Annotated in this window: 19 protein-coding genes; 10 read left to right on the forward strand and 9 right to left on the reverse strand. The window is 67.0% G+C overall.

Annotation, left to right across the window (positions count from 1 at the left end; all coding sequences use genetic code 11):
• Positions 1-19: 19 nt before the first annotated feature.
• Positions 20-1,030, reverse strand: coding sequence for a glycoside hydrolase family 43 protein (locus tag ACI2JH_RS00480; RefSeq protein ID WP_404735109.1), 1,011 nt, complete (start codon positions 1,028-1,030; stop codon positions 20-22).
• A 59-nt stretch (positions 1,031-1,089) separates the two neighbouring features.
• A complete protein-coding gene (locus tag ACI2JH_RS00485; protein ID WP_157825122.1) occupies positions 1,090-1,365 on the reverse strand; it encodes a DUF2845 domain-containing protein in 276 nt (91 codons plus the stop codon).
• 207 nt (positions 1,366-1,572) lie between these two features.
• On the opposite strand from ACI2JH_RS00485, the gene ACI2JH_RS00490 reads away from it, so the two are divergent.
• Positions 1,573-4,350, forward strand: a complete 2,778-nt coding sequence (locus ACI2JH_RS00490; protein WP_404735110.1) for a PAS domain-containing protein — start codon at positions 1,573-1,575, stop codon at positions 4,348-4,350.
• Between the two features lie 43 nt (positions 4,351-4,393).
• On the opposite strand, the gene ACI2JH_RS00495 is transcribed toward ACI2JH_RS00490, so the two are convergent.
• The 4 genes from ACI2JH_RS00495 to ACI2JH_RS00510 all read right to left on the reverse strand — a co-directional run bounded on the left by ACI2JH_RS00495 (position 4,394) and on the right by ACI2JH_RS00510 (position 7,084).
• Positions 4,394-5,743, reverse strand: a complete 1,350-nt coding sequence (locus ACI2JH_RS00495) for a sorbosone dehydrogenase family protein (protein ID WP_101101005.1) — start codon at positions 5,741-5,743, stop codon at positions 4,394-4,396.
• Entirely contained in the window at positions 5,740-6,156 is a 417-nt protein-coding gene (locus tag ACI2JH_RS00500) for a DUF2231 domain-containing protein (protein ID WP_404735111.1), read from the reverse strand. Before ACI2JH_RS00500 ends, ACI2JH_RS00495 begins: the two co-directional genes overlap by 4 nt.
• Before the next feature lie 110 nt (positions 6,157-6,266).
• Positions 6,267-6,695 (reverse strand): response regulator, encoded by a 429-nt coding sequence (locus tag ACI2JH_RS00505; protein WP_404735112.1) that lies wholly within the window; start codon positions 6,693-6,695, stop codon positions 6,267-6,269.
• Positions 6,696-6,751: 56 nt separating this feature from the next.
• Entirely contained in the window at positions 6,752-7,084 is a 333-nt protein-coding gene (locus ACI2JH_RS00510) for a hypothetical protein (RefSeq protein ID WP_101100999.1), read from the reverse strand.
• Between the two features lie 163 nt (positions 7,085-7,247).
• On the opposite strand from ACI2JH_RS00510, the gene ACI2JH_RS00515 reads away from it, so the two are divergent.
• The gene (locus ACI2JH_RS00515) at positions 7,248-7,457 is read left to right on the forward strand and encodes a DUF378 domain-containing protein (protein ID WP_042612965.1); all 210 of its coding nucleotides are present in this window, start codon (positions 7,248-7,250) and stop codon (positions 7,455-7,457) included.
• Positions 7,458-7,507: 50 nt separating this feature from the next.
• On the opposite strand, the gene glgX is transcribed toward ACI2JH_RS00515, so the two are convergent.
• Positions 7,508-9,637 carry a glycogen debranching protein GlgX gene (gene glgX, locus ACI2JH_RS00520; RefSeq protein WP_404735113.1) on the reverse strand — a complete coding sequence of 710 codons (2,130 nt, stop codon included), beginning with the start codon at positions 9,635-9,637 and terminating at the stop codon, positions 7,508-7,510.
• A gap of 200 nt (positions 9,638-9,837) precedes the next feature.
• On the opposite strand from glgX, the gene ACI2JH_RS00525 reads away from it, so the two are divergent.
• Positions 9,838-10,248, forward strand: coding sequence for a DUF350 domain-containing protein (locus tag ACI2JH_RS00525; protein ID WP_042612938.1), 411 nt, complete (start codon positions 9,838-9,840; stop codon positions 10,246-10,248).
• 12 nt (positions 10,249-10,260) lie between these two features.
• Here the strand turns inward: ACI2JH_RS00525 and ACI2JH_RS00530 are convergent, their stop codons facing one another.
• The gene (locus ACI2JH_RS00530; protein WP_404735114.1) at positions 10,261-11,337 is read right to left on the reverse strand and encodes a phosphatidylinositol-specific phospholipase C1-like protein; all 1,077 of its coding nucleotides are present in this window, start codon (positions 11,335-11,337) and stop codon (positions 10,261-10,263) included.
• 187 nt (positions 11,338-11,524) lie between these two features.
• Between ACI2JH_RS00530 and ACI2JH_RS00535 the strand changes: the two genes are divergently transcribed.
• Positions 11,525-12,805, forward strand: coding sequence for a putative DNA modification/repair radical SAM protein (locus ACI2JH_RS00535; protein ID WP_101100993.1), 1,281 nt, complete (start codon positions 11,525-11,527; stop codon positions 12,803-12,805).
• Between the two features lies 1 nt (position 12,806).
• On the forward strand, positions 12,807-14,267 hold the full coding sequence (locus ACI2JH_RS00540; RefSeq protein ID WP_349998541.1) for a UdgX family uracil-DNA binding protein: 1,461 nt from the start codon (positions 12,807-12,809) through the stop codon (positions 14,265-14,267).
• Here the strand turns inward: ACI2JH_RS00540 and xth are convergent.
• Positions 14,236-15,048: an exodeoxyribonuclease III gene (gene xth, locus ACI2JH_RS00545; protein WP_101100989.1), complete on the reverse strand. Its 813-nt coding sequence runs from the start codon at positions 15,046-15,048 to the stop codon at positions 14,236-14,238. The two genes, ACI2JH_RS00540 and xth, sit on opposite strands and share 32 nt — an antisense overlap.
• Positions 15,049-15,138: 90 nt before the next feature.
• Here xth and ACI2JH_RS00550 point away from each other — a divergent pair, with 90 nt between their 5' ends.
• The 5 genes from ACI2JH_RS00550 to ACI2JH_RS00570 all read left to right on the forward strand — a co-directional run bounded on the left by ACI2JH_RS00550 (position 15,139) and on the right by ACI2JH_RS00570 (position 21,387).
• Positions 15,139-15,564, forward strand: coding sequence for a YqaA family protein (locus tag ACI2JH_RS00550; protein ID WP_404735115.1), 426 nt, complete (start codon positions 15,139-15,141; stop codon positions 15,562-15,564).
• Positions 15,565-15,709: 145 nt separating this feature from the next.
• Entirely contained in the window at positions 15,710-16,297 is a 588-nt protein-coding gene (locus tag ACI2JH_RS00555; protein ID WP_182656096.1) for a biliverdin-producing heme oxygenase, read from the forward strand.
• Positions 16,294-18,525, forward strand: coding sequence for an ATP-binding protein (locus ACI2JH_RS00560; protein WP_404735116.1), 2,232 nt, complete (start codon positions 16,294-16,296; stop codon positions 18,523-18,525). Before ACI2JH_RS00555 ends, ACI2JH_RS00560 begins: the two co-directional genes overlap by 4 nt.
• Positions 18,522-18,995: a response regulator gene (locus ACI2JH_RS00565; RefSeq protein WP_101100981.1), complete on the forward strand. Its 474-nt coding sequence runs from the start codon at positions 18,522-18,524 to the stop codon at positions 18,993-18,995. The genes ACI2JH_RS00560 and ACI2JH_RS00565 overlap by 4 nt, the downstream gene beginning before the upstream one ends.
• Positions 18,988-21,387 (forward strand): PAS domain-containing protein, encoded by a 2,400-nt coding sequence (locus ACI2JH_RS00570; protein WP_404735117.1) that lies wholly within the window; start codon positions 18,988-18,990, stop codon positions 21,385-21,387. Before ACI2JH_RS00565 ends, ACI2JH_RS00570 begins: the two co-directional genes overlap by 8 nt.
• Positions 21,388-21,457 lie beyond the last annotated feature (70 nt).

The following is a 21,457-nucleotide window of genomic DNA, read 5'->3' on the forward strand; positions in this document are numbered from 1 at the left end:
GTGCGCGGGACAACCGCGATCAGCGCGCGTCCAGCCGCTCGGCCGGCACGCCCTCCATCGTCATCCGGACCGGCAGGATCAATCCCTTTTCATCGAAGTACATCCGGTCGATCGCGGTGGCGCGGTGATGGCGGCTGGTCTCTCCCAGCGGGCGACGGTGGTAGACGATGTACCAGTTGTCCGAGCCCGGCGCGTGGATCACCGAGTGGTGGCCGGCGCTGGTGGCGATGGTGGGATCCTGCTGCAGGATCTTGCCGATCCGCTTGAACGGTCCGGTCGGCTTGTCGGCGATGGCGTAAGCCACCGAGTACTCCGGCTCGCCCCAGCCGCCCTCGGACCACATGTAGTAGTAGCGGCCGCCGCGCTTGAACATCAGCGAGCCCTCCACGTATTCCGGTGCGGGGGTGATCTCCTTGTACAGCGTGCCATCCTCGTGCGGCTGCACGCCAGTGAAGTCATCCTTCAGGCGCACGATGTTGGCGTGCTTCCAGCCGCCGTAGATCATGTACCAGGCGCCGTCATCGTCCTCGAACACGAACTGGTCGATCGGCTGGGCACCATTATGGAAGGTGCCGATCAGCGGCTTGCCCAGCAGGTCGCGGTAAGGACCCTCGGGCCGGTCGGCCACCGCCACGCCGATGCCACCGAGCTCCTGGTCGCTCTTGATGTCGTTGGCGGAAAAGAAGAAGTAATAGCGGCCATCGCGTTCCACGACCGAGGGCGCCCACAGCGCCTCCCTGGCCCACGCGATGGCGTCGGTGGTGAGTACGTTGCGATGCCGGGTCCACTGCACCAGGTCGGGCGAGGAGAATGCATCGAATCCGGTCTGCTCGGCATACGGCGCCGAGCGGGTCGGGAAGATCCAGTACGTGCTGCCGAACACCGCCGCTTCCGGGTCGGCATACCAGCCCGGCAGGATGGGGTTGCCGGATGTCGCCGCCGCAGGCCCAACCTGCCCCGCCGAGGCTGCCGCAGCGGCCACTGCCACAGCAACCAGTGCCGCGCCCACTGCTACCCTCATCTTCGCCATGCCCTGCCCTCCCAGGTGGTTTCGACCGAGTTTAGATCGATTCAGGGCGTGCTGGCCAATCAGTTGTAGAGCTCGTTGACCTCGGTCACCCTGCCATCGCGGAAAATGATCTGGACGGTCTTCTGCGCCTTGTAATATTCCCAGCGCTCGCCCACGTTGCCGCTGTAGTCGGTTTCCAGCTGGATCACCCGGTCCGGCTTGCCTGCCACCTGGGTCACCTTGCCTGCCCCGTCGCCGGTACTCACCAGCTTGTTGCCGAACCGGGCACTGCCGCCTGCCATCGCCGAACCCGCCGCGGCCAGGCACAGCACCAGCATCATCGTTCTCGCGCTCATTCCGATCTCCTTGACGTCGTGGTTGCTCCCGCGCCGCCACTGTGCCACACGTCAAAGGGGACCCGCAGGCCGCGGGCGGCGCTGGCGTGAAGGCACTGCGCCGGTGACATCCTGATCAGCTTCAGCAAGCCACGTTCCCAGCGCTGGGCGGCGGCGATAATCTATGCGGCCAAACACGTCATCCCCGCGCCTCGCCGTGAGAACACCTTGAACCTTGAAGACGGAAATTCGACCCGGGTGGCGCGTGATGCCGAGCGGGTCAAACTGGCGCTTGCCGCCGGGGCGATCGTGGGCACCTGGTTCTGGGATGTCGCGCACGACAGACTCGCCGTGGATGATGCCCTCGCCCGGGCGTTCGGCCTGGATCCGGCGCTGGCACGCAGCGAGCTGCGCCTGGACCAGGTGGTGGCCGCCGTGCACGCTGATGACCGGGACGGCCTGCAGCAGGCAATCGCCGAGGCAGTAGGCCGCGGCGGGCGCTATGTCCACCAGTTCCGGACGCGCGGCGCGGACGGACAGTACCGTTGGCTGGAAGCGGCCGGCCGTGTGGACCTGGATGCGCACGGTCGCGCGATCGACTTCCCCGGCGTGCTGATCGATATCGACGAGCGGCGCCGGCTTGAAGCCGAACGTGACCAGGCGCAGACCCTGCTGCGTTCCTTCGTCGAGGCCGCGCCCGGCGTGGTCTACGCCAAGGACCGCAAGGGCCGCATCCTGATGGGCAACCGCGGCACCACCGAACTGATCGGCATGCCGCCGGAGCACTATGTCGGGCGCACCGATGCCGAGCTGCTGGGCGATCCCGGGCAGGCGGCAGCGGTGATGGCCACCGATGAGCGCGTGATGGCCAGCGGCCGCAGTGAGCAGGTCGAAGAAGAAATCAGTTTCCCCGATGGCCGCCGTGCGTTCTGGCTGTCGACCAAGGCGCCGTTGCGCGATGGTGAAGGCGCCGTGGTCGGCCTGGTCGGTACGTCGCTGGACATCACCGACCGCAAGGCCGCCGAAGCCCAGCACCAGGAAATCGAGGAACGCTACCGGCTCGCGGCCCGGGCCACCAATGATGCGATCTGGGACTGGCGGATGGCCGATGGGCACGTCATCTGGAACGAGGCGTTGAGTACGCTGTTCGGGCATGCGGTTACTGCCACCAGCGCGCAGTGGTGGCTGGACCATATCCATCCCGACGACCGTGGCCGGGTGGATGCAGCCATCCACGCGGTGATCGACAGCAGCAGCTCGGCCTGGTCGGGCGAGTACCGCTTCCGCCGTGCCGATGGCAGTTATGCGGCCGTGCTGGATCGCGGTACGGTGCTGCGCGGTCCGTCCGGCGAGCCGCATCGGATGATCGGCGCGATGCTCGACCTGACCACGCGCAAGGCCGCCGAGGCGGCCCTGGCCGAGAGCGAAGAGCGCCTGCGCTCGGCGACCGAAGCCGGGGACATGGGATTCTGGGACGTGGACCTGGTCAACAACGTGCTGATCTGGCCGCCACGCACCAAGGCCATGTTCGGCATCTCCGCGCAGGTCGAGGTGTCCCTGCAGGACTTCTACGACGGCCTGCATCCTGATGACCGGCAGGCGACCACCGCCGCCTTTGCCGCCGCCGCCGACCCGGCCGTGCGCGCGCTCTACGACGTGGAATACCGCACGGTGGGCCGGGAGGACGGCGTGCTGCGCTGGGTGGCCGCCAAAGGCCGCGGGCTGTTCGAAGGGGACCGCTGCCTGCGCGTACTGGGGGTGGCCATCGATGTCACCGAGCGCAGGCTGGCCGAGGCCCGCCTGAAAGAGCTGAACGAGCATCTGGAAGCCCGCGTACTGGAGGAGGTACAGGAGCGCACGCGCGCCGAAGACGCGCTGCGGCAGAGCCAGAAAATGGAGGCCGTGGGCCAGCTGACCGGTGGCATCGCACATGACTTCAACAACATGCTGGCCACGGTCATCGGGCCGCTTGACCTGCTGGCGGCACGCCTGGGCGACCAGGATCCGCGTGCCAAGCGCTACATCGACATGGCGATCGATGGCGCGCGCCGGGCCGCGCAGCTGACCCAGCGGCTGCTGTCGTTCTCCCGCCAACAGCCGCTGCAGCCGGTTCCGGTGGATGCCAACCGGCTGGTGGCGGGCATGTCGGACCTGCTGGTGCATTCGCTGGGCAGCAGCGTGCGCCTGCAGACGGTGCTGGCCGCCGACCTGTGGTCGACCTTCGCCGACGCCAACCAGCTGGAAAACGTGATCCTCAATCTTGCGGTCAATGCGCGCGATGCCATGCCCGGAGGCGGCCGGCTCACGGTGGAAACGGCCAACTGTGCGCAGCAATGCGCCGAAGCCGGCGGCGTCCCCGTCGGCGAATACGTGCTGATCTCTGTCGCCGACAACGGCAGCGGCATGCCGCCGGAGGTGATGGCCAAGGCCTTCGAGCCGTTCTTCACGACCAAGAAGGTCGGCCAGGGGACCGGACTGGGGCTGTCCCAGGTGTACGGCTTCGTCAAGCAGTCCTGCGGCCACGTGCGCATCGATTCGCGCGTCGGCCAGGGCACCACCGTGATGCTCTACCTGCCGCGCCTGATGGCGGTGCTCGATGCGCCGCCCTCCACTGCGGAGGATGTCCCGGTGGCGTTGTCCGGGGGGCAGGAGCTGGTGCTGGTGGTGGAAGATGAGCCGGGCGTGCGCCAGTTCTCCATCGACGCGCTGACCGAACTGGGCTACCCGGTGCTGGCCGCGGACGGCGCCGCCGCCGCGCTCAAGCTGCTCGATGCGCACCCGGCGATCGCACTGCTGTTCACCGATGTCGTCATGCCGGAAGTCAACGGCCGCGAACTGGCCGATGAGGCACTCAGGCGCCGGCCGAACCTGAAAGTGCTCTTCGCGACCGGCTACAGCCGTAACGCGCTGGTGCAGGACGGCGTGCTGGATCCCAGCGTGCAGCTGATCGGCAAACCGTTCAGCGTGGACGAGCTGGCCACGCGCGTACGCGCGGCGCTGGGTTGAGCGCCGTCCGCGCCGGGGATCGCCCGGCGCGGACGCAGCCGGTTTACGGGGTAACCGGAGCCGGCGGTGACGCCGCCGGTGCAGCCGGGGCGGCGACCGTATCCGGCGTCACCCGCCAGATCGTGTTGGCCAGGTCATCGGCAACGATCAACGCACCGCGGGGGTCCACGGTCACGCCCACCGGGCGGCCACGGGTCAGCCCGTCTTCGCCGTGGAAGCCGGAGACGAAGTCGATCGGTTCACCGGCCGGGCGGCCGTCACGGAACGGCACGAAGACCACCTTGTAGCCCACGGGCGGATTGCGGTTCCAGCTGCCGTGCTCGCCGACGAACACGCCATCGGCGAACTTGGCGCCCATGGTCGGGCCGGAGAACGAGACACCCAGCGCGGCCACGTGCGAGCCCAGCGCGTAATCCGGCGCAATGGCACTGGCCACTTTCGCCGGATCCTGCGGCATCACCCGCTCATCCACGTTCTTGCCCCAATAGCTGTACGGCCAGCCGTAGAACGCGCCCTCTTTCACCGAGGTCAGGTAGTCCGGCACCAGGTTCGGCCCGATCTCATCGCGTTCGTTGACGACCGCCCACAGCGCGCCGGTACCCGGCTGGATCGCCAGCGCGGTGGGATTGCGCAGGCCGGTGGCGAAGGTCTTGTGGGCGCCGGTCGCAGCGTCGATCTGCCACACCACCGCACGGTCCACTTCGGCAGCCATGCCGCGTTCGGTGATGTTGCTGTTGGAGCCGATGCCCACGTACAGATGGCGACCATCGGCGCTCGCGGTGAGTGACTTGGTCCAGTGGTGGTTGATCGCCGAAGGCAGCTCGGTGACCGTCACCGGCGCCGCACTGGCCCGGGTCTGCCCTTCGACATAGTCGAACCGTACCAGCGCATCCTGGTTGGCGACGTACAGTACGTTGCCGATCATCGCCAGGCCATACGGGGCATTGAGCTTGTCGGCGAAGACGGTCTTCATTTCATACACACCGTCCCCATCGGCATCGCGCAGCAGCGTCAGGCGGTTGCCACTCTTCACCGCCGTGTTGCCCTTGGCCTTGATCTTGCCGGCGATGACATCCTTCGGCTTCAGCTTCGGTGCGTTGCCGCCCCGCCCTTCCGCCACCAGGATGTCACCGTTGGGCAGCACCAGGGTCTGGCGCGGAATGCCCAGGTCGGTAGCGATGGCCGAAATACGGTAACCGGCCGGCACGGTCGGGACGCTGTCGCCCCACGCGGTCGGCTTGGCGATGGTCATGTCCGGCATCAGGTCGCGCTTGGGCGCGGGCATCTCCGGGGTGGCACCGTACTGGTCCACCTGCGGGGCCTTGTTGCTGCAGGCGGCGAGCGCGGCAGCCAGCACCGAAACCGAGAGAATCGTGATCACTTGGCGGCTCATCGGACACCTCCCACGCGCAGGGTGGACAGGCCGATCCAGGTCGCCACCAGTGCCAACAGCGTACCGACCAGCGACATCACCAGTCCGGCCGGCATTACTGCCCAAGCATCACGCGCATGGTGCAGCGAATTGAAGAAGCCCAGTACCCAGGTCACCGCCAGCACCACCACGTAAGCCAGTCCGTGACGATGCCGGGCCAGGTCGACAACGCCGCACAGCAGGGCGAGCGTGGTCATCACCATGGCGCCGATCAGCAGCCACGCAGCAAAATTGCTCCACTGGATCTCATGACTGCTCCAGTAGGCATAATCCGCCAGCAGCGTTCCGAGGAAAAGCGGAAGCACGCCACCGAGCACGGCGGCATGCACGGGATGTATCGCCCGCACGGGATGAAGGAAGGGGCTGGACGCCATGGCTGTGTGCTCCTGGGAGGCGGTGAAAGACGGCCGACAGCTTGCCATCGCCGCCTGCTAGAGCGTGTGACGCCGCACGGCTGCCTGCGCTTCTCCCACTGCCTGGCAACTCATGAAGCGCTTCGCAGACTCTCAGCGAGGTAACCCTTCAGTTCGTCCAGTTCATAAGGCTTGCCCAGGAACGGCACGTCACGGTGCGCCACCGGCACTACCCCGCGGTAAACCGCGGACAGGAAGAAGAACGGAATTCCGCGCGCCTTCAAGCGATCGGCGACGGAGAACACCAGCCCGTCGCGAAGCTCGACATCGAGTACAGCCGCATCAAACGCTTCGTCGTCGAGCGAATGCAGCGCATCTGACAAGGAATAGGCCTGCTCGACCTGGTATCCCTCCCCCACCAGGATGGTCTGCAGCAGCGTGGACAGCTCAAGCTCGTCTTCGACCACCAGGATCCTGGGTGCTGCGCCGTTCTCGGTGCGGGTGCGGGTGTCGGGGCGGTTCATGGCATCGGCAACACATCTCATGCGCACAGTGTCCATCAGCCCTCTGTGCGGCGGTGTGATGGACGCGCAAGGAATTCTTCACGGTGGCGCGCTCAAGCGACTTCGGCAACCGGCCCTGGCGCTGCCATCGCGGTGCCCGTGTGGGAGGCGGAGAATCGCGCCAGCTCACGGTTGGATACTGCCTGGCTGGCCGAGCATCCCGGACAGGTCAACACGCGCGCACCGGTGACCGTCGCCATGCCATGGCCATCGCGTGCCGAGAAAGCGCGGTCGCAGCGCTGGCAGCAGGCATCGATGCGGTACAGGTGGACGATCCGCAGCGAGGTCGGCTCCTGCAGGCAGGAGACATCACGGATATCGAACGACCCGGTATTGGGTCGCACGAAGCTGCCCCAGCTCTTGCGCCAATAGGAAGTGGGGACCATGCGGAGTGTCTGCCAGGACGAAAGGATGGACAGAGCATAGGCAGCCCGGCGTGCAGTGCGGGTGCAGGCCCGGGTTGAGGGAGCGTGAAGCGCGCGATCACGGTGCTCGCACGGAACGCGCGCCACCATGCCGATACCAACGAGTCAACCAGGGGGCAATGCAGTGCGAGCGTTCAACATCGCGACGATGATCATGGTGCTGTTCGGTGCCATCTGCCTGGGCCTGCAGGGCCAGTTCCAGATCGACCTGATCGGTCTCGCCTGCGGCATCGACAGTCCGTGGCCGCGTGCGGTCTACGCATTGATCGGGCTTTCCGGGCTGTGGCAGGCGATCTGGCTGGCCACCCACAAGCCCACCGCGCAACTGGTGTGATCGCCCCCTGCGGCAAGGGGGCGTTGCACGCCCCCCGGCCCGTCCTGCCGTCAACTACGGCATTCGAACACGGTGACGCTGCGCGGCGGGGCAAGGAATTCGGTTGAGCCCTTGGGTACCGACTCGCGATCCAGCGCTTCATCGGTGGACACCATCAGCTTCCAGTGCAGCGGCGTCTGCTCGTCATCGGGCAGCTTGAAGGACACCCCTTCCTGCCATGCATTGATGAGGATCAACAGGGTGGCATCGTTGGCATGCTCGCGCACGCCGGAATGCTGCGCCTTGCCTTCCAGCACCAGGCCCACCGATCGCGCGCCGGCATCGCTCCAGTCAGCCTCCTGCATCTCCGCCCCGCTCGGATTGAGCCAGGTCAGGTCCTTGACCCCGGCTTCTTCGCTGTAGCGCCCGTTGAGGTAGCGGCCACGGGTCAGGATCGGGTAGCGGCGGCGCAGTGCCGTCAGTTCGCGCACGAACTCCGCCAGCCGTCCTTCGCTTGGGTCCCGCTGCCAGTCGATCCAGGCGGTTTCGTTGTCCTGGCAATACGTATTGTTGTTGCCGCCCTGGGTCTGCGCACGTTCATCGCCGGCCAGCAGCATCGGCGTGCCCTGCGCCAGCAGCAGCGTGGCCAGCAGGTTCTTCATCTGCCGCTCGCGCAGTGCGTTGATCGCCGCGTCATCGGTCTCGCCTTCAGCGCCGTGATTGCATGAACCATCATGGTTGGACCCGTCCTGGTTGCCCTCGCCGTTGGCACTGTTGTGCTTTTCGTTGTAGCTAACCAGGTCATGCAGGGTGAACCCATCGTGGGCGGTGATGAAGTTGACCGATGACCACGGGCGACGACCACGGCGATCGAACAGGTCCGCCGATCCGGTGAAGCGCGTGGCGAACTCGGCCAGCATGCCCTCGTCACCCTTCCAGAAGCTTCGCGCGTTGTCGCGGAATTTGTCATTCCATTCCGCCCACCCCGGCGGGAAACGCCCGACCTGGTAACCGCCCGGCCCGCAATCCCACGGTTCGGCGATCAGCTTGACCTGCGACAGCACCGGATCCTGCCCGCAGGCGTCCAGGAACCCGCCGCGCTGGTCGAACCCACTCGGTTCCCGGCCCAGGATGGTCGCCAGGTCGAAGCGGAAGCCATCAACGTGCATGTCCTGTGCCCAGTAGCGCAGCGAATCGGTGACGAACCGCATCGCCTGCATGTTGCTCAGGTTGAACGTGTTGCCGGTGCCGGTGTCGTTGATGTAATAGCGCTTGTCGTCGGCAAGCCGGTAGTAGGTTGCGTTGTCGATGCCCTTGAAGGACAGCGTCGGGCCCAGCTGGTTGCCTTCGGCGGTGTGGTTGTACACCACGTCCAGCACCACTTCCAGGCCCTTGCGGTGCATCGCCTTGACCATGTCACGGAACTCGTCGCGGTGTCCGCTGGCCAGGTAGCGGCTCTTCAGCGCGAAGAAGGCCAGCGTGTTGTAGCCCCAGTAATTGCGCAGGCCTTTTTCCAGCAGGTGGCTGTCATCCAGGTAGGCCTGTACCGGCAGCAGTTCCACCGCGGTGACCCCCAGCCCCTTGATGTAATCCAGCACCGCGTCGTGTGCCAGGCCGGCACAGGTGCCCCGCGCTGCTTCGGCGACGTCGGGATGGCGCATCGTGTAGCCGCGCACATGCGTTTCGTAGACCAGGGTCTGGTTCCAGGCGGTCAACAGGCGCTGGTCATCTTCCCAGTCATAGTCGTCGTGCACCACCACGGCCTTGGGCATGAACGGTGCACTGTCGCGCTCGTCGAAACTGAGATCCGCATCGGGGTGGCCGATGGTGTAGCCATACAGCTCATCGCTCCAGGTGAGGTCGCCTTCGATCTCCCGCGCATACGGATCAAGCAGCAGCTTGTGGTGGTTGAATCGATGGCCTTCGGCAGGCGCGTACGGGCCATGCACGCGATAGCCGTAACGCTGGCCCGGCTTCACGTCTGGCAGGTAGCCGTGCCAGACCTCGTTGGTGTACTCGGGGAGCTCGATCCGTTCTTCGTTGCCGGCGTCGTCGAACAGGCAAAGATCGACCCGGGTGGCGTGCGCGCTGAACAGCGCGAAGTTGGTGCCCTTGCCGTCGAACGTGGCGCCCTGGGGGAACGGTCGGCCTTCACGGACGCGCGAGGGGGTGGCATAACGGGCGTGTACGGTATCGCGCATGGTCTGCTCGCTGGGCAGGCGGCGGAAGTGCGGCCTGGGACGCGCAAGAGTCTGCTGCGGCCCGTGCAGGCGATGTCATGGGCGGGCCGGCAGCGCATCGACGCCCTGCGCGCACGCTGCGTTCGCGATCACGATCGCGCGCATTCCTTGCAACGATGCGGTAGCGTGGGCCCCTGCCCCGACATGCTCCAAGGACTGCCATGAACTATGTCATCACTGGTCAATCGTTCCTCGCCTTCGCCGCCTTCATGGGGATCGGCCTGCTGATCCTGCTGCTGGCCATCACGTTGGTCGCGCTGATCACCCCGCACAAGGAAATCACCTTGATCCGGCAGGGCAACAAGGCGGCTGGCATCGGCATGGCCGGTGCCCTCGTCGGCCTGGCGCTGCCGATCAATTCGGTGATCAGCCACTCGGTGTCGCTGGTGGATGCCGCGATCTGGGCGGCCATCGCTGCGGTGATGCAGATGCTGGCCTTCGGTATCTCGCGCGCCATCATCACCCGTCGCGGACCGGACCAGATCGACGCTGGCAACGAAAGCGCCGGCTGGTTTTCGGCAGGCGTGGCAATTGCCGTAGGCTTGGTGAACTCTGCCGCGATGGTGCCCTGAACCGGTTGCTGTTCAAGGCAGGGCTTCAAGATCGGCCATGCCGCAGTGGTCCGCGCGCACCGGATTACAAGTCGCCGCTGCCCCCTGCGGCAGCGGAACCTGGTAACCCGTGCCGAAGCGCGGATCAGGCCAGAGATAATCCGTCGATACATACTGCGCCCCGCTGGTCAGTGCCGCCTCGCGCCGCCGGGTATCCCCGGTACGCGCCTCACGGGTTTCCGCATCGGCACGGGTGCGCACGATGAAACCCTGTTTCACCGCACGGCGGATCTGGCCCGCCTGGCCGATCGGGTCGTTGAGCGTCATGTAGGCAGCGGCCGGTGAATCGGCATCGGTGTTGACGAACAACACCCTGCCCTGCAATGAACGGCGATCGCCCCGATACAGCGCCACCTTTTCCGGACCTTCGTCCAGCGCGAACAGGAAGCGTCCACGGGCCTGCTCCAGCGCCGGCCAGTTTCCCGCCAGCACCGCCTCGCGCAGCGTCGGGTAGCCGGCCTGCACGTCATCGGGCACGATCAGTTTCCCCGGCCCGAGCACCGTGCGGATCTCCGCATCCAGCGCGTCGAACGCCGCCACATCGAAGCGCAGCGCATCGATACCACCCAGCCGGGCGTTCTGGTCATCCTTGGCGTTGACCAGCAGCAGGATCGGCGCGTGCCGGGGATGCGCATCGGACCACGCGCGCAGCTGCCGCAGGCACTGCAGCAGTCTGGTGCAGCTGCTGGCATTGTCCAGGCCGGGCATGTGCAGCACCTTGAAGCCCGGCCGCTGCAGGTCCGGGTCGGCCGATCCGGCCGCGTAATGGCCGCCCTGCGGATCGAAATTGACGTCCAGCTCGATCTGGCGCGCTCCGTGCTGCAGCTGCTCGACCAAAGGTCGGTGGGCGTAGTCCAGCGCCTGGGCCATGCCCGGCTGCTGGATTGCCAGTGCCTGCAGGCGGGCTTGTGGCATCGGCAGCTTGTAACTGTTGTGGGTGCCGACGGCAAGCACATCGTTGATGCGCAGCACCGGAGGCGCGGCGGAGGCGCCGGCGGCCAGCGCCAGCAACAACAGCAAGGTGGAACGGCGCCTGCGGGAGAATGCCACGTGCAATGACCTGTCAGCTTCGAGGCCCCGCAGTCTGCCGGCGGCCGCATACACACAGATGACAGCTGGCACCTGTTAGTATTCCTGCTAACGGAGCTGAAAGCGCTGCGGATCGTCGACTGAAGCCTTCAGATTGCCTTTGCTGTCCGTCTCACAGCCCGAGACGCGCCCTCCCTAGCGTGGCCCCATGGAAACCCTGCGCAAACTCGAAATCCTCGCCGACGCGGCAAAGTATGATGCCTCGTGCGCCTCCAGCGGGGCCGGCAAGCGCGACTCGAAAAAGTCCGGAGGCATCGGCAGCACCGAAGGGTCCGGCATCTGCCACAGCTATACCCCGGACGGACGCTGCGTCTCCCTGCTGAAGATCCTGCTCACCAACTTCTGCATCTACGACTGCGCCTACTGCGTGAACCGCGTATCGAGCAACGTGCCGCGCGCCCGCTTCCGCGTGGCCGAGGTCGTCGCGCTGACGTTGGACTTCTACAAGCGCAACTACATCGAGGGGTTGTTCCTGTCCAGCGGGATCATCCGCAGCGCCGACTACACGATGGAACACATGGTGGAAGTGGCACGCCAACTGCGCGAAGAACACCGCTACGCCGGCTACATCCATCTCAAGACCATCCCCGAGGCCTCGCCGGAACTGCTGGCGGCAGCGGGAAAGTACGCCGACCGCCTGTCGATCAACGTCGAGCTGCCGACCGAAGCCGGCCTTGCCGCGTTCGCGCCGGAGAAGACCATGCCCACCATCCGCGGCGCGATGGGTGAGCTGCGCTGGCGCATCGAGGAATCCAAGGAGGAGCGCGCTCGTCCTTCCGTGGTGGCCACCCCGCACCGCAGCGCACAGAAGCGCGCTCCGAAGTTCGCGCCTGCCGGTCAGAGCACCCAGATGATCGTCGGTGCCGACGGTGCCAGCGACCGCGATATCCTGACCACCTCCGACCAGCTGTACGGCAATTACCACATGCGTCGGGTCTACTATTCCGCCTTCAGTCCGATTCCCGATGCCAGCAAGGCACTGCCGCTGCAGCCCCCGCCGCTGCAGCGCGAGCACCGTCTGTACCAGGCCGACTGGCTGCTGCGCTTCTATGGTTACGGTATCGAAGAGATCACCGACACTACCCAGGACGGCATGCTGGACCTGGACATCGACCCGAAGATGGCCTGGGCGCTGCGCCATCCCGAGCAGTTCCCGGTGGACCTCAACCTGGCACCGAAGGAACTGCTCCTGCGGGTGCCGGGACTGGGCGTACGCAACGTAAAGCGCGTACTGATGGCGCGCCGCCATGGCCGCCTGCGGGTGGCCGACGTGGCGCGGCTGCGCGCGCCGATGCGCAAGCTGCTGCCGTTCGTGCAGCTGCTGGACCACCATCCGCACCGTCGGCTGGATGATCCGGCCAGCCTGCGCGCCAGCCTGGCGCCCCCGCCGCGGCAGGGTTCGTTGTTCGGCGAAAGCCTTGCCAGCTGAGATGCAGCGCTGGTCGGCACGGATCGATCCGCCGTGGTCACTGGATGGCTGGCGGGCGGCCGCGCGCCTGGGGCTTGCTGCAGCGGTGGCACCTGAACAGATCGACTGGCTGGAGGGCACCGAGGCCTCGCTGCTGGATGCGCCGGCGCTGGCGGGCGCGGCAACGTCGGGCGCCGGCGGCGGCGCACCCGGCCCACGCGTGTCCAAGGCCTTCCTGGAACTGGCGGCCAGCGTGTTGTGCCATCGCGATCCGCAGCGCCTGCCGCTGCTGTACCGCTTGCTGTGGCGGATAGCCCACGGCCAGCGCGAGGTGCTGTCCAACCCCGCCGATGCCGATGTGCTGCGCGCCAATGCGCTGGCGCAGGCGGTACGCCGCGATTCGCACAAGATGAAGGCCTTCGTGCGTTTCCGCCAGGTGCCCGGCGAGGACGATGCGTTCATCGCCTGGTTCGAACCGGACCACCATATCGTGGACCGGGTCGCGCCATTTTTCGCGCGCCGCTTCGCCGGCATGCGCTGGGCCATCCTGACACCCTCGCGCAGTGCGTACTGGGATGGCAGCCAACTGAGCGCCGGCCCCGGTGCGCAGCGCAGCGACGCCCCTGCCGATGATTCACGCGAGGAGCTGTGGCGCACCTACTACGCCAGCATCTTCAACCCGGCGCGGTTGAATGAGCGGATGATGCGCCAGGAGATGCCGGTCAAATACTGGAAGCACCTGCCCGAAGCCACGTTGCTGCCGCGGTTGGTGCGCGATGCCGGTACGCGCGTGGAGGAAATGCATGCGCGCCAAGCATCGGTGCCGCAGCGCCGGATTCCCGAGGCACCGTTGCTGCCGTCGGCAGCCGCCGCACGCGCCGCCGAGGCCCTTCCCGATTCACTCACCGCGCAGCGACACCGCGCCGCCGCCTGCCGGCGCTGCGCACTGTGGGAACCGGCCACCCAGACCGTGTTCGGCGAAGGACCGGCCGATGCGCGGGTGATGCTGATCGGTGAGCAGCCCGGAGACCGAGAGGACCTCAGCGGCCGACCGTTCGTGGGGCCGGCCGGCCAGTTGCTGGATCGCGTGCTCGCCGAGGCCGGCATTGATCGGACCACGCTCTACCTGACCAACGCGGTGAAGCACTTCCGCTTCCAGCGCCGTGGCAAAGTCCGCGTGCACCAGCGCCCCGACCGCGAGCACGTGCAGGCCTGCCGTTCCTGGCTGGCAGGTGAGATCGAACAGGTGCGTCCGGATACCGTGGTGTGCCTGGGCGCCACGGCCGCCTCGGCGCTGCTCGGCGCCGCATTCCGTTTCAGCGAAGGGCGTGGGCAGTGGCACACCCTGCATGACGGCACCCCGGCGCTGGTCACCGTGCATCCGTCCTGGGTGCTGCGCCAGGGCGAGGGGGCAGCGCGCGAGGCCGCCCATGCGCTGCTGCTGGCCGATATCAGGAAGCTCGGCGGACCGCCGGCAGTTTGATCCTGGCCCAGGTGGGCGCATGGTCGCTGGCCTTCTCCTGCAGGCGCACCCAACGGTCCACGCCGGCTTCGACCAGTCCCGGCGCCAGCACCGGATTCAGCAGTAGGTGGTCGATGCGCAGGCCGCGGTCGCGTTGCGCGTGCTGGCGGAAATAGTCCCAGAAGGTATATACCCGCTGCTCACCGGAACAGGACCGCAGTGCATCGGTCCAGCCCTGCGCCAGGAGCTTCTGGTAGGCCTCGCGCACCGCAGGCTGGATCAGCGCATCCTTCTTCCACGCGGCGGCGTCGTACACATCCTCATCGGTGGGAATGACGTTGAAATCACCGAGCATGGCCACCGGATGCTCCAGCTTCACCAAGGTGCGGGCATGCCGCGTGAGCCGCTGCATCCACGCCAGCTTGTAATCATATTTCGGCCCCGGCTGCGGATTACCGTTGGGCAGGTAAAGCGCGGCCACCACGATGCCGTGCACCGCCGCCTCGATATAGCGCGCCTGGGTATCCGCTGGTGCGCCGGGAAGGCCGCGGCGGCTCTCCACCGGGACGCTGCCGCGGGCCAGCAGGGCAACGCCGTTCCACGACGCCTGGCCCTGCCATATCGCCCCGTAGCCCGCGCCTTCGATGGCGGCGATCGGGAACCCGCTGTCGGTCGCCTTCAGTTCCTGCAGGGCGACGATATCCGGCTGTTCCTGCTCCAGCCACGCCAGCAGGTGCGGCAGACGGCTGTTGATGCCGTTGACGTTGAAGGTCGCGATCGTCAGCGTGCGCGAACGGGGCATGCGGCACCTCGGTTGCTGCGGATGGACCGGCACAGCATGGCGCGGGCGGGCTGAAAGCCGCGCGAGGACACCGCCGCCGTAGAATGAAGCATGCTTTCCCTGTCCGGCCTGTTCCTCGCCGCCCTCATCGCCGCCACCCTCCTGCCCGCCCAGTCCGAGGCGGTGCTGGTGGCCCTGCTGCTGGACGGCGGCGATCCGGTCCTGCTGGTCGCGGTGGCGACCGCCGGCAACGTGCTGGGATCGCTGGTCAACTGGTGGCTCGGCCTGCAGGTGCAACGGTTCCAGGGGCGTCGCTGGTTCCCGGTTTCGCCAGTACGGCTGGAGCGCGCGCAGGCCTGGTATCGACGTTACGGGCGCTGGTCGCTGCTGCTGTCGTGGGCTCCGGTGATCGGCGACCCGATCACCCTGGCGGCCGGCGTGATGCGCGAGCCGCTGCGGGTGTTCCTGCCGCTGGTATTCATCGCCAAGGCCATGCGCTACATCGTGCTCGCTTTGGTGACCCTGGGGCTGATGTAGACCGGCAGCGCCGACCCATGGTCGGCGAGCGCAGCGGGCCGTTGGTGCATCACCGGAGCGGATGAAATTCCGTTGACACGAGGCCATCGGGCGGTCTGATATTCTGCAGCGTCTCCCCCATCGTGCATCCTGCCCGTCGTCGTCGATGCCAGTACCTGACCCGGCCCTGCCGCCTACCCGTGCCGAGCGCCTGAAACGCGCCACCCATGAAACGCACGAGCGGCTGGACCAGCGCATCATGGCCCAACGCATCTTCGAAAGCCGCGAACGCTTCGCCGCCTTCCTGCGCGTGCAGCACCGCCTGCACCAGCACGTGGACAGTCTCTACGCCGCATCGGCATTGCAACCGCTGCTGCCCGACCTGCCTGCCCGGCGCCGGCTGGAAGGGATCAGCCGCGACCTGTCCGACCTGCAGTCACCGCTGCCTGCGCCGGTCCCGGTGCTGCCCGCCACCCTGCCGCTGCCCACCGCGCTGGGCTGGCTGTACGTGGCCGAGGGATCCGCGTTGGGCGGTGCGGTGATCTACAGACTGGCTGCCCCGCTGGGCGTGGACCGGGCCTTCGGCGCACGCCATCTTGCTCCTCCTGCCGGGGGCGTTGCGGCCCATTGGCGCCGCTTCACCACTGCCTTGAATGCCATCGCGCTGCCCGCGGCGGACGAACGGCACGTCGAGGACGGCGCACGCGCTGCCTTCGCTGCCGTGGGCAGGTTCGTAACCGAGGAGTTCCCATGAACGACGCCCCTGATGTCGACCTGGATCTATCCAGCTGCGCGCGTGAACCGATCCATACGCCCGGGGCCATCCAGCCATACGGGGTGTTGCTGGTGGTGGACCCGCTGTCGATGCGGGTACAGGAACGCGCCGTAAGCCAGGCGCAGGTGCTGGAGGACTTCGGTGATCCGCTGGACCAGCACCTGGACCGGGTGCTCGGCGGCGCGCTGGTGCCCTATCGACGACACCTGGACCTGCTGGCACCGGAATCCACGGTGTTCCTCGGCTCGGTCCAGCTCGGGCGGTCCGGTCGCCACCATGCGCTGGCGCACCGCAGCGAAACCCATTTCATCATCGAACTGGAAGAGCCGGTCGACGGCGAACCCGGCTCCCTGGAAGACCTGTACCCCCACATACGCCGCTTCATGGGTGAGGTCGAGGTGGCTCCGGACATCGCTTCGCTGTGCGAGATCGGTGCGCGCCACGTGCGCGACCTGGCCGGTTTCGACCGCACGCTGATCTACCAGTTCGACAAGGACTGGAACGGCGCGGTGGTGGCCGAGGATCGCAATGACCGGCTGCCGTCCTACATGGACCTGCGCTTCCCCGAATCGGATATCCCGGCGCAGGCACGTGAACTGTATCGGCGCAACCGCGTGCGGCTGATCGCCGACAACGACTACCGGGCGGTGCCGCTGCTGCGCAGTGCAGGCCTGGCCGGTGCCGCCCCCACCGACCTCAGCCTGGCGGTCCTGCGCAGCGTTTCGCCCGTGCACCTGCAGTACATGCGCAACATGGGAACCGGCGCCTCGCTGTCGGTGTCGCTGCTGGCAGAAGGCCGTCTGTGGGGACTGGTGTCCTGCCACAACCAGTTGCCGCGCCGCGTGCCCTATCACGTGCGCACCGCGTGTGAGTTCATCGGACAGATCCTGTCGCTGCAGATCGCCTTGAAGGAGCGCGCATTGGCGGTGGAGGAGCGCATCGCGCGGCGCGCCATCCAGGTCCGCCTGCTCGGGCGGATGGCCGGCGACGAAGATTTCATGGCGGCGCTGGGTCGCGACCAGAAAAGCCTGCTGGACCTTACCGGCGCCACCGGCGCGGCGATCGTCCACCGCGGCCAGTGCGTGCTGCTGGGGCAGACCCCGGGCCAGACCGACGTCAACGCGCTGGTGGACTGGCTGACCCGCCATCACCCCGCCGAGGACGTGTTCCACACCGATGCCCTGCCCGCGATCTGGCCGGAAGCGGCTGCCTTCGCCGAGCTCGCCAGCGGCGTCATGGCCATTTCGATCTCGCAGCTGCACGACAGTTTCGTGCTGTGGTTCCGCGCCGAAGTCATGCGCACGGTGCGCTGGGGCGGCGAACCCCGCAAGGCCGCCGTCGACGGCAGGCTCTCGCCGCGGCTGTCCTTCGAGGCATGGAAGGAAACGGTGCGCGAGCAGTCCACGCCCTGGCAGGACGTGGACCGCGACGCAGCGATCGAGCTGCGCACGGCCATCGTGGACATCGTGCTGCGCAAGGCCGAGGAAATGGCCGAGCTCAATGAACAGCTGCTGCGCAGCAACAAGGAGCTGGAGGCGTTTTCCTATTCGGTCAGCCACGACCTGCGCGCGCCTTTCCGCCACATCGTCGGCTATTCCGAGCTGCTGGGCAGTTCGGCGGCGGACAAGCTGACCGACACCGAAAAACGCTTCCTGGCCACGATCGTGGAATCGGCCAAATCCGCCGGCACGCTGGTCGATGACCTGCTCAGTTTCTCGCAGATGGGCCGCTCCAGCATGGGCCTGGTGAGCGTGGATGTCGCCACGCTGGTGGAAGACGTGCGGCGCAACCTGGTGATGGAAACCGGCGGGCGCAGCATCACCTGGTCCATCGCACCATTGCCGCGGGTCGAGGCCGATTCCAGCATGCTGCGGCTGGTATGGCAGAACCTGCTGGGCAATGCGATCAAGTTCACCCGTGACAGCGCCGAGCCGACCATCGAAATCGGCCACGAAGACAACGGCAGCGAGCACGTCTTCCATGTCCGCGACAACGGCTGCGGGTTCGACATGCGCTATGTCGACAAGTTGTTCGGGGTCTTCCAGCGACTGCACCACGCCGACGAGTTCGAAGGCACCGGTATCGGGCTGGCCAACGTCCACCGCATCGTCAGCCGGCACGGCGGCCGCACCTGGGCCGAAGGCGAGCCGGGCGCCGGCGCTACGTTCCATTTCACCTTACCGTATTCCCAACGAGGTACTGCATGAGGGACCTGCGACCGATCCTGCTCGTGGAAGACAATCCGAAAGACGCCGAGCTGACCCTCGATGCGCTGGCGCGCTGCCAGTTGCTCAACCAGGTCACCCATGTGCGCGACGGGGTCGAGGCACTGCAGTACCTGCGCGGCGAAGGCGCCTGGAAGGACCTCAACCACGGGGGCCCCGTGGTCGTGCTGCTCGACCTGAAGCTGCCCAAGTTGAACGGCCTGGAAGTGCTGGCCGAGGTGCGCGGTGACCGCCACCTCAGCCGCACACCGATCGTGATGCTGACGTCCTCGCGCGAAGAGCAGGACCTGGTGCGCAGCTACGAGCTGGGCGTCAATGCGTTCGTCGTCAAGCCGGTGGACTTCAAGGAATTCTTCGACGCCATCCAGGGTCTGGGCATGTTCTGGGGCATCACCAACAATCCGCCGCCGCATCCCATCCGCCCGCCAGGCCAAGGCCGCACGAATGACTGAAACACCCAGGGATGCGCCGATCCGCATCCTCATGCTCGAGGACAGCGCGCTCGACGCGGAACTGATCCAAGCGCAGCTGTCCCGCGCGCGCATGGCGTTCGTGATCCAGCGCGTGTGGACGCGGGAGGCGTTCCTCGCCGAGCTCGATGGTGATCGCCACGACGTGATCCTTGCCGACCACGTCCTGCCCGGCTTCGATGGCGACACCGCATTGACCCTGGCCAGCGAGCGGGTGCCGCAGCTGCCTTTCATCTTCGTCTCCGGCACCCTGACCGAAGAACTGGCCGTGCAGGCGCTGACCCGCGGCGCGCGCGACTACGTGGTCAAGCAGCGCCTGCAGCGCCTGCCCGATGCCATCCTGCGCGCCATCCGTGAAGCGGAAGCCAGGGAGAAGCTTCGCCGCGCCGAGGTGGAACTGAAACAGAGCCGCGACCGCCTGCAGCTGATCACCGATTCGATGCCCGCCCTGATCGCCCACCTGGGCCCGGACCATCGTTACCGGTTCGCCAACAATGCGTACCAGGCCTGGCATGGGCGGCCGCCAGCGGAGATGATTGGCCTGCAGATCAGTGACGTGGCCGGCCCGGGCATGTTCGACGCCGCCCTGCCCCACCTGCAGCAGGTGCTGCAGGGTCAACGGGTCAGCTTCGAGCTGGAGGTCCCGCGCGCCGACGGGAGTGCACGCCATGTGCTGCTCGACGGCGTCCCGGAGATCGCCGCCGATGGCCAGGTGGCCGGCTACTACACCCTGGCCCGCGACATCAGCGACCTCAAGCAGGCCGAGCTGTTGCTGCGTGATGCCAACGAATCGCTTGAACAGCAGGTCGAGCAGCGCACCGCCGACCTGCGCCAGAGCGAAAGCCGGCTGCAGGCCGTGTTTGAATCCAGCTTCCAGCTGCAGGTACTGATCAGCCCGGAGGGCCGCGTGCTGGATGCCAACCGGGCATCGCTGGCGGCGATCCTGGCAGAGAAAAGCGATGTCAGCGGCCGCCTGTTCTGGGACTCCGCCTGGTTTTCGGGCAGCCCGGATGCGGCCACCGCCGTGCACGGCGCCGTGCAGGCCGCCGCCGCCGGCAACGAATCCCGGCAGGAACTGGAGCTGCAGCTGCCAACCGGCACCCGCTCGTTCGAGTTTTCCTTCCGCCCGCTGCTCGATCACCACCGGACGGTCACCGCGGTGGTCTCCGAAGCGGTGGAAACCACCGCACGCCGGCAGGCCGAAGAGGCGCTGCGGCAGAGCCAGAAGATCGAGGCGGTGGGCCAGCTGACCGGTGGCATCGCCCATGATTTCAACAACATCCTGACCGTCATCGCCGGCAACGTGGAGCATGCCAAGCTGCTGACCGATCGCCTCGGCGAGCAGGCAGGCCCCGTTTCGCGTCCGCTGGACAACGCACTGAAGGGGGTGCTGCGCGCGGCCAGCCTCACCCAGCGCCTGCTGGCCTTCGCACGCCGCCAGCCGCTGCTGAACCAGGCGGTCAACCTCAACGAGCAGGTGCAGGGCATGCAGGACATGCTGCAGCGTGCGCTCGGCGAACTGGTCAGGCTGGAGATCGCGACCGCGCCGGATGTGTGGTGCGTGGAGGTCGATCCGGGCCAGCTGGAAGCTTCCATCCTCAACCTGGCGGTGAACGCGCGCGATGCGATGCCCGACGGCGGTACGCTGATGCTGGAGACGGGCACCAGCGTGCTGGATGAGGAGTTCGCCGAACAGAATCCGGACGTCCCGCCCGGGCAGTACGCGGTGCTGCGGGTGCGCGATGATGGGCATGGCATGGACGCGGACACCATGGCCCGGGTGTTCGAACCGTTCTTCACCACCAAGGAAGTCGGTCGCGGAACCGGTCTCGGCCTGTCGATGGTGTATGGCTTCGTCAAGCAGTCCGGTGGCCACGTGCAGCTGGATTCCACGCCCGGCAGCGGCACGGTGATCACCATGCTGTTCCCGCGTTCCAGCCTGCCGCTGCCGGGCCCGCGGCTGGCCGAGGACAATGGCTATGCCGAGTACGAGGCAAGGGATGAAATCATCCTGGTGGCCGAAGACAACGACGACGTGCGTGCCTATACCGTAGAAGCGCTGCGCCAGTTCGGCTACCGCGTCCTGGAAGCGCATGACGGGCCATCGGCGCTGCGCCTGCTGGATCGTCCCGATGTGGACGTGGACCTGCTGTTTTCGGACATCGTGATGCCCGGCATGACCGGCTGGGAGCTTGCCCGCCAGTCACGCCAGCGCAAGCCCACGCTGAGCATCCTGTTCACTTCGGGCTATCCGCGCGACCACCAGTCCAACAACCAGCTTGGCCGGAACATCGCGATCCTGCCCAAGCCGTTCACCCGCATCGACCTGGCACGGGCGGTGCGTGGCACCCTGGACGAAGAACGCGCCGGCTGACCGGGCCGCCCGGCGCGCGGCAGGTCCGATCTGCCCGTCGGCGGCCACGCACCGTTGATGCCGCCGCTGG

Origin of the sequence: Stenotrophomonas sp. NPDC078853 (assembly GCF_044901215.1) — a bacterium.
Lineage (GTDB): Bacteria > Pseudomonadota > Gammaproteobacteria > Xanthomonadales > Xanthomonadaceae > Stenotrophomonas > Stenotrophomonas lacuserhaii.

Bases quoted from the DNA above. Each gene is read 5' to 3' on its own strand.
- ACI2JH_RS00550 (WP_404735115.1), top strand. From the start codon at position 15,139: ATGCTTTCCCTGTCCGGCCTGTTCCTCGCCGCCCTCATCGCCGCCACC.
- ACI2JH_RS00540 (WP_349998541.1), top strand. From the start codon at position 12,807: ATGCAGCGCTGGTCGGCACGGATCGATCCGCCGTGGTCACTGGATGGC.
- ACI2JH_RS00565 (WP_101100981.1), top strand. From the start codon at position 18,522: ATGAGGGACCTGCGACCGATCCTGCTCGTGGAAGACAATCCGAAAGAC.
- glgX (WP_404735113.1), bottom strand. From the start codon at position 9,637: ATGCGCGATACCGTACACGCCCGTTATGCCACCCCCTCGCGCGTCCGT.
- xth (WP_101100989.1), bottom strand. From the start codon at position 15,048: ATGCCCCGTTCGCGCACGCTGACGATCGCGACCTTCAACGTCAACGGC.
- ACI2JH_RS00505 (WP_404735112.1), bottom strand. From the start codon at position 6,695: ATGGACACTGTGCGCATGAGATGTGTTGCCGATGCCATGAACCGCCCC.
- ACI2JH_RS00510 (WP_101100999.1), bottom strand. From the start codon at position 7,084: ATGGTCCCCACTTCCTATTGGCGCAAGAGCTGGGGCAGCTTCGTGCGA.
- ACI2JH_RS00535 (WP_101100993.1), top strand. From the start codon at position 11,525: ATGGAAACCCTGCGCAAACTCGAAATCCTCGCCGACGCGGCAAAGTAT.
- ACI2JH_RS00570 (WP_404735117.1), top strand. From the start codon at position 18,988: ATGACTGAAACACCCAGGGATGCGCCGATCCGCATCCTCATGCTCGAG.
- ACI2JH_RS00480 (WP_404735109.1), bottom strand. From the start codon at position 1,030: ATGGCGAAGATGAGGGTAGCAGTGGGCGCGGCACTGGTTGCTGTGGCA.
- ACI2JH_RS00560 (WP_404735116.1), top strand. From the start codon at position 16,294: ATGAACGACGCCCCTGATGTCGACCTGGATCTATCCAGCTGCGCGCGT.
- ACI2JH_RS00485 (WP_157825122.1), bottom strand. From the start codon at position 1,365: ATGAGCGCGAGAACGATGATGCTGGTGCTGTGCCTGGCCGCGGCGGGT.
- ACI2JH_RS00495 (WP_101101005.1), bottom strand. From the start codon at position 5,743: ATGAGCCGCCAAGTGATCACGATTCTCTCGGTTTCGGTGCTGGCTGCC.
- ACI2JH_RS00555 (WP_182656096.1), top strand. From the start codon at position 15,710: ATGCCAGTACCTGACCCGGCCCTGCCGCCTACCCGTGCCGAGCGCCTG.
- ACI2JH_RS00500 (WP_404735111.1), bottom strand. From the start codon at position 6,156: ATGGCGTCCAGCCCCTTCCTTCATCCCGTGCGGGCGATACATCCCGTG.
- ACI2JH_RS00525 (WP_042612938.1), top strand. From the start codon at position 9,838: ATGAACTATGTCATCACTGGTCAATCGTTCCTCGCCTTCGCCGCCTTC.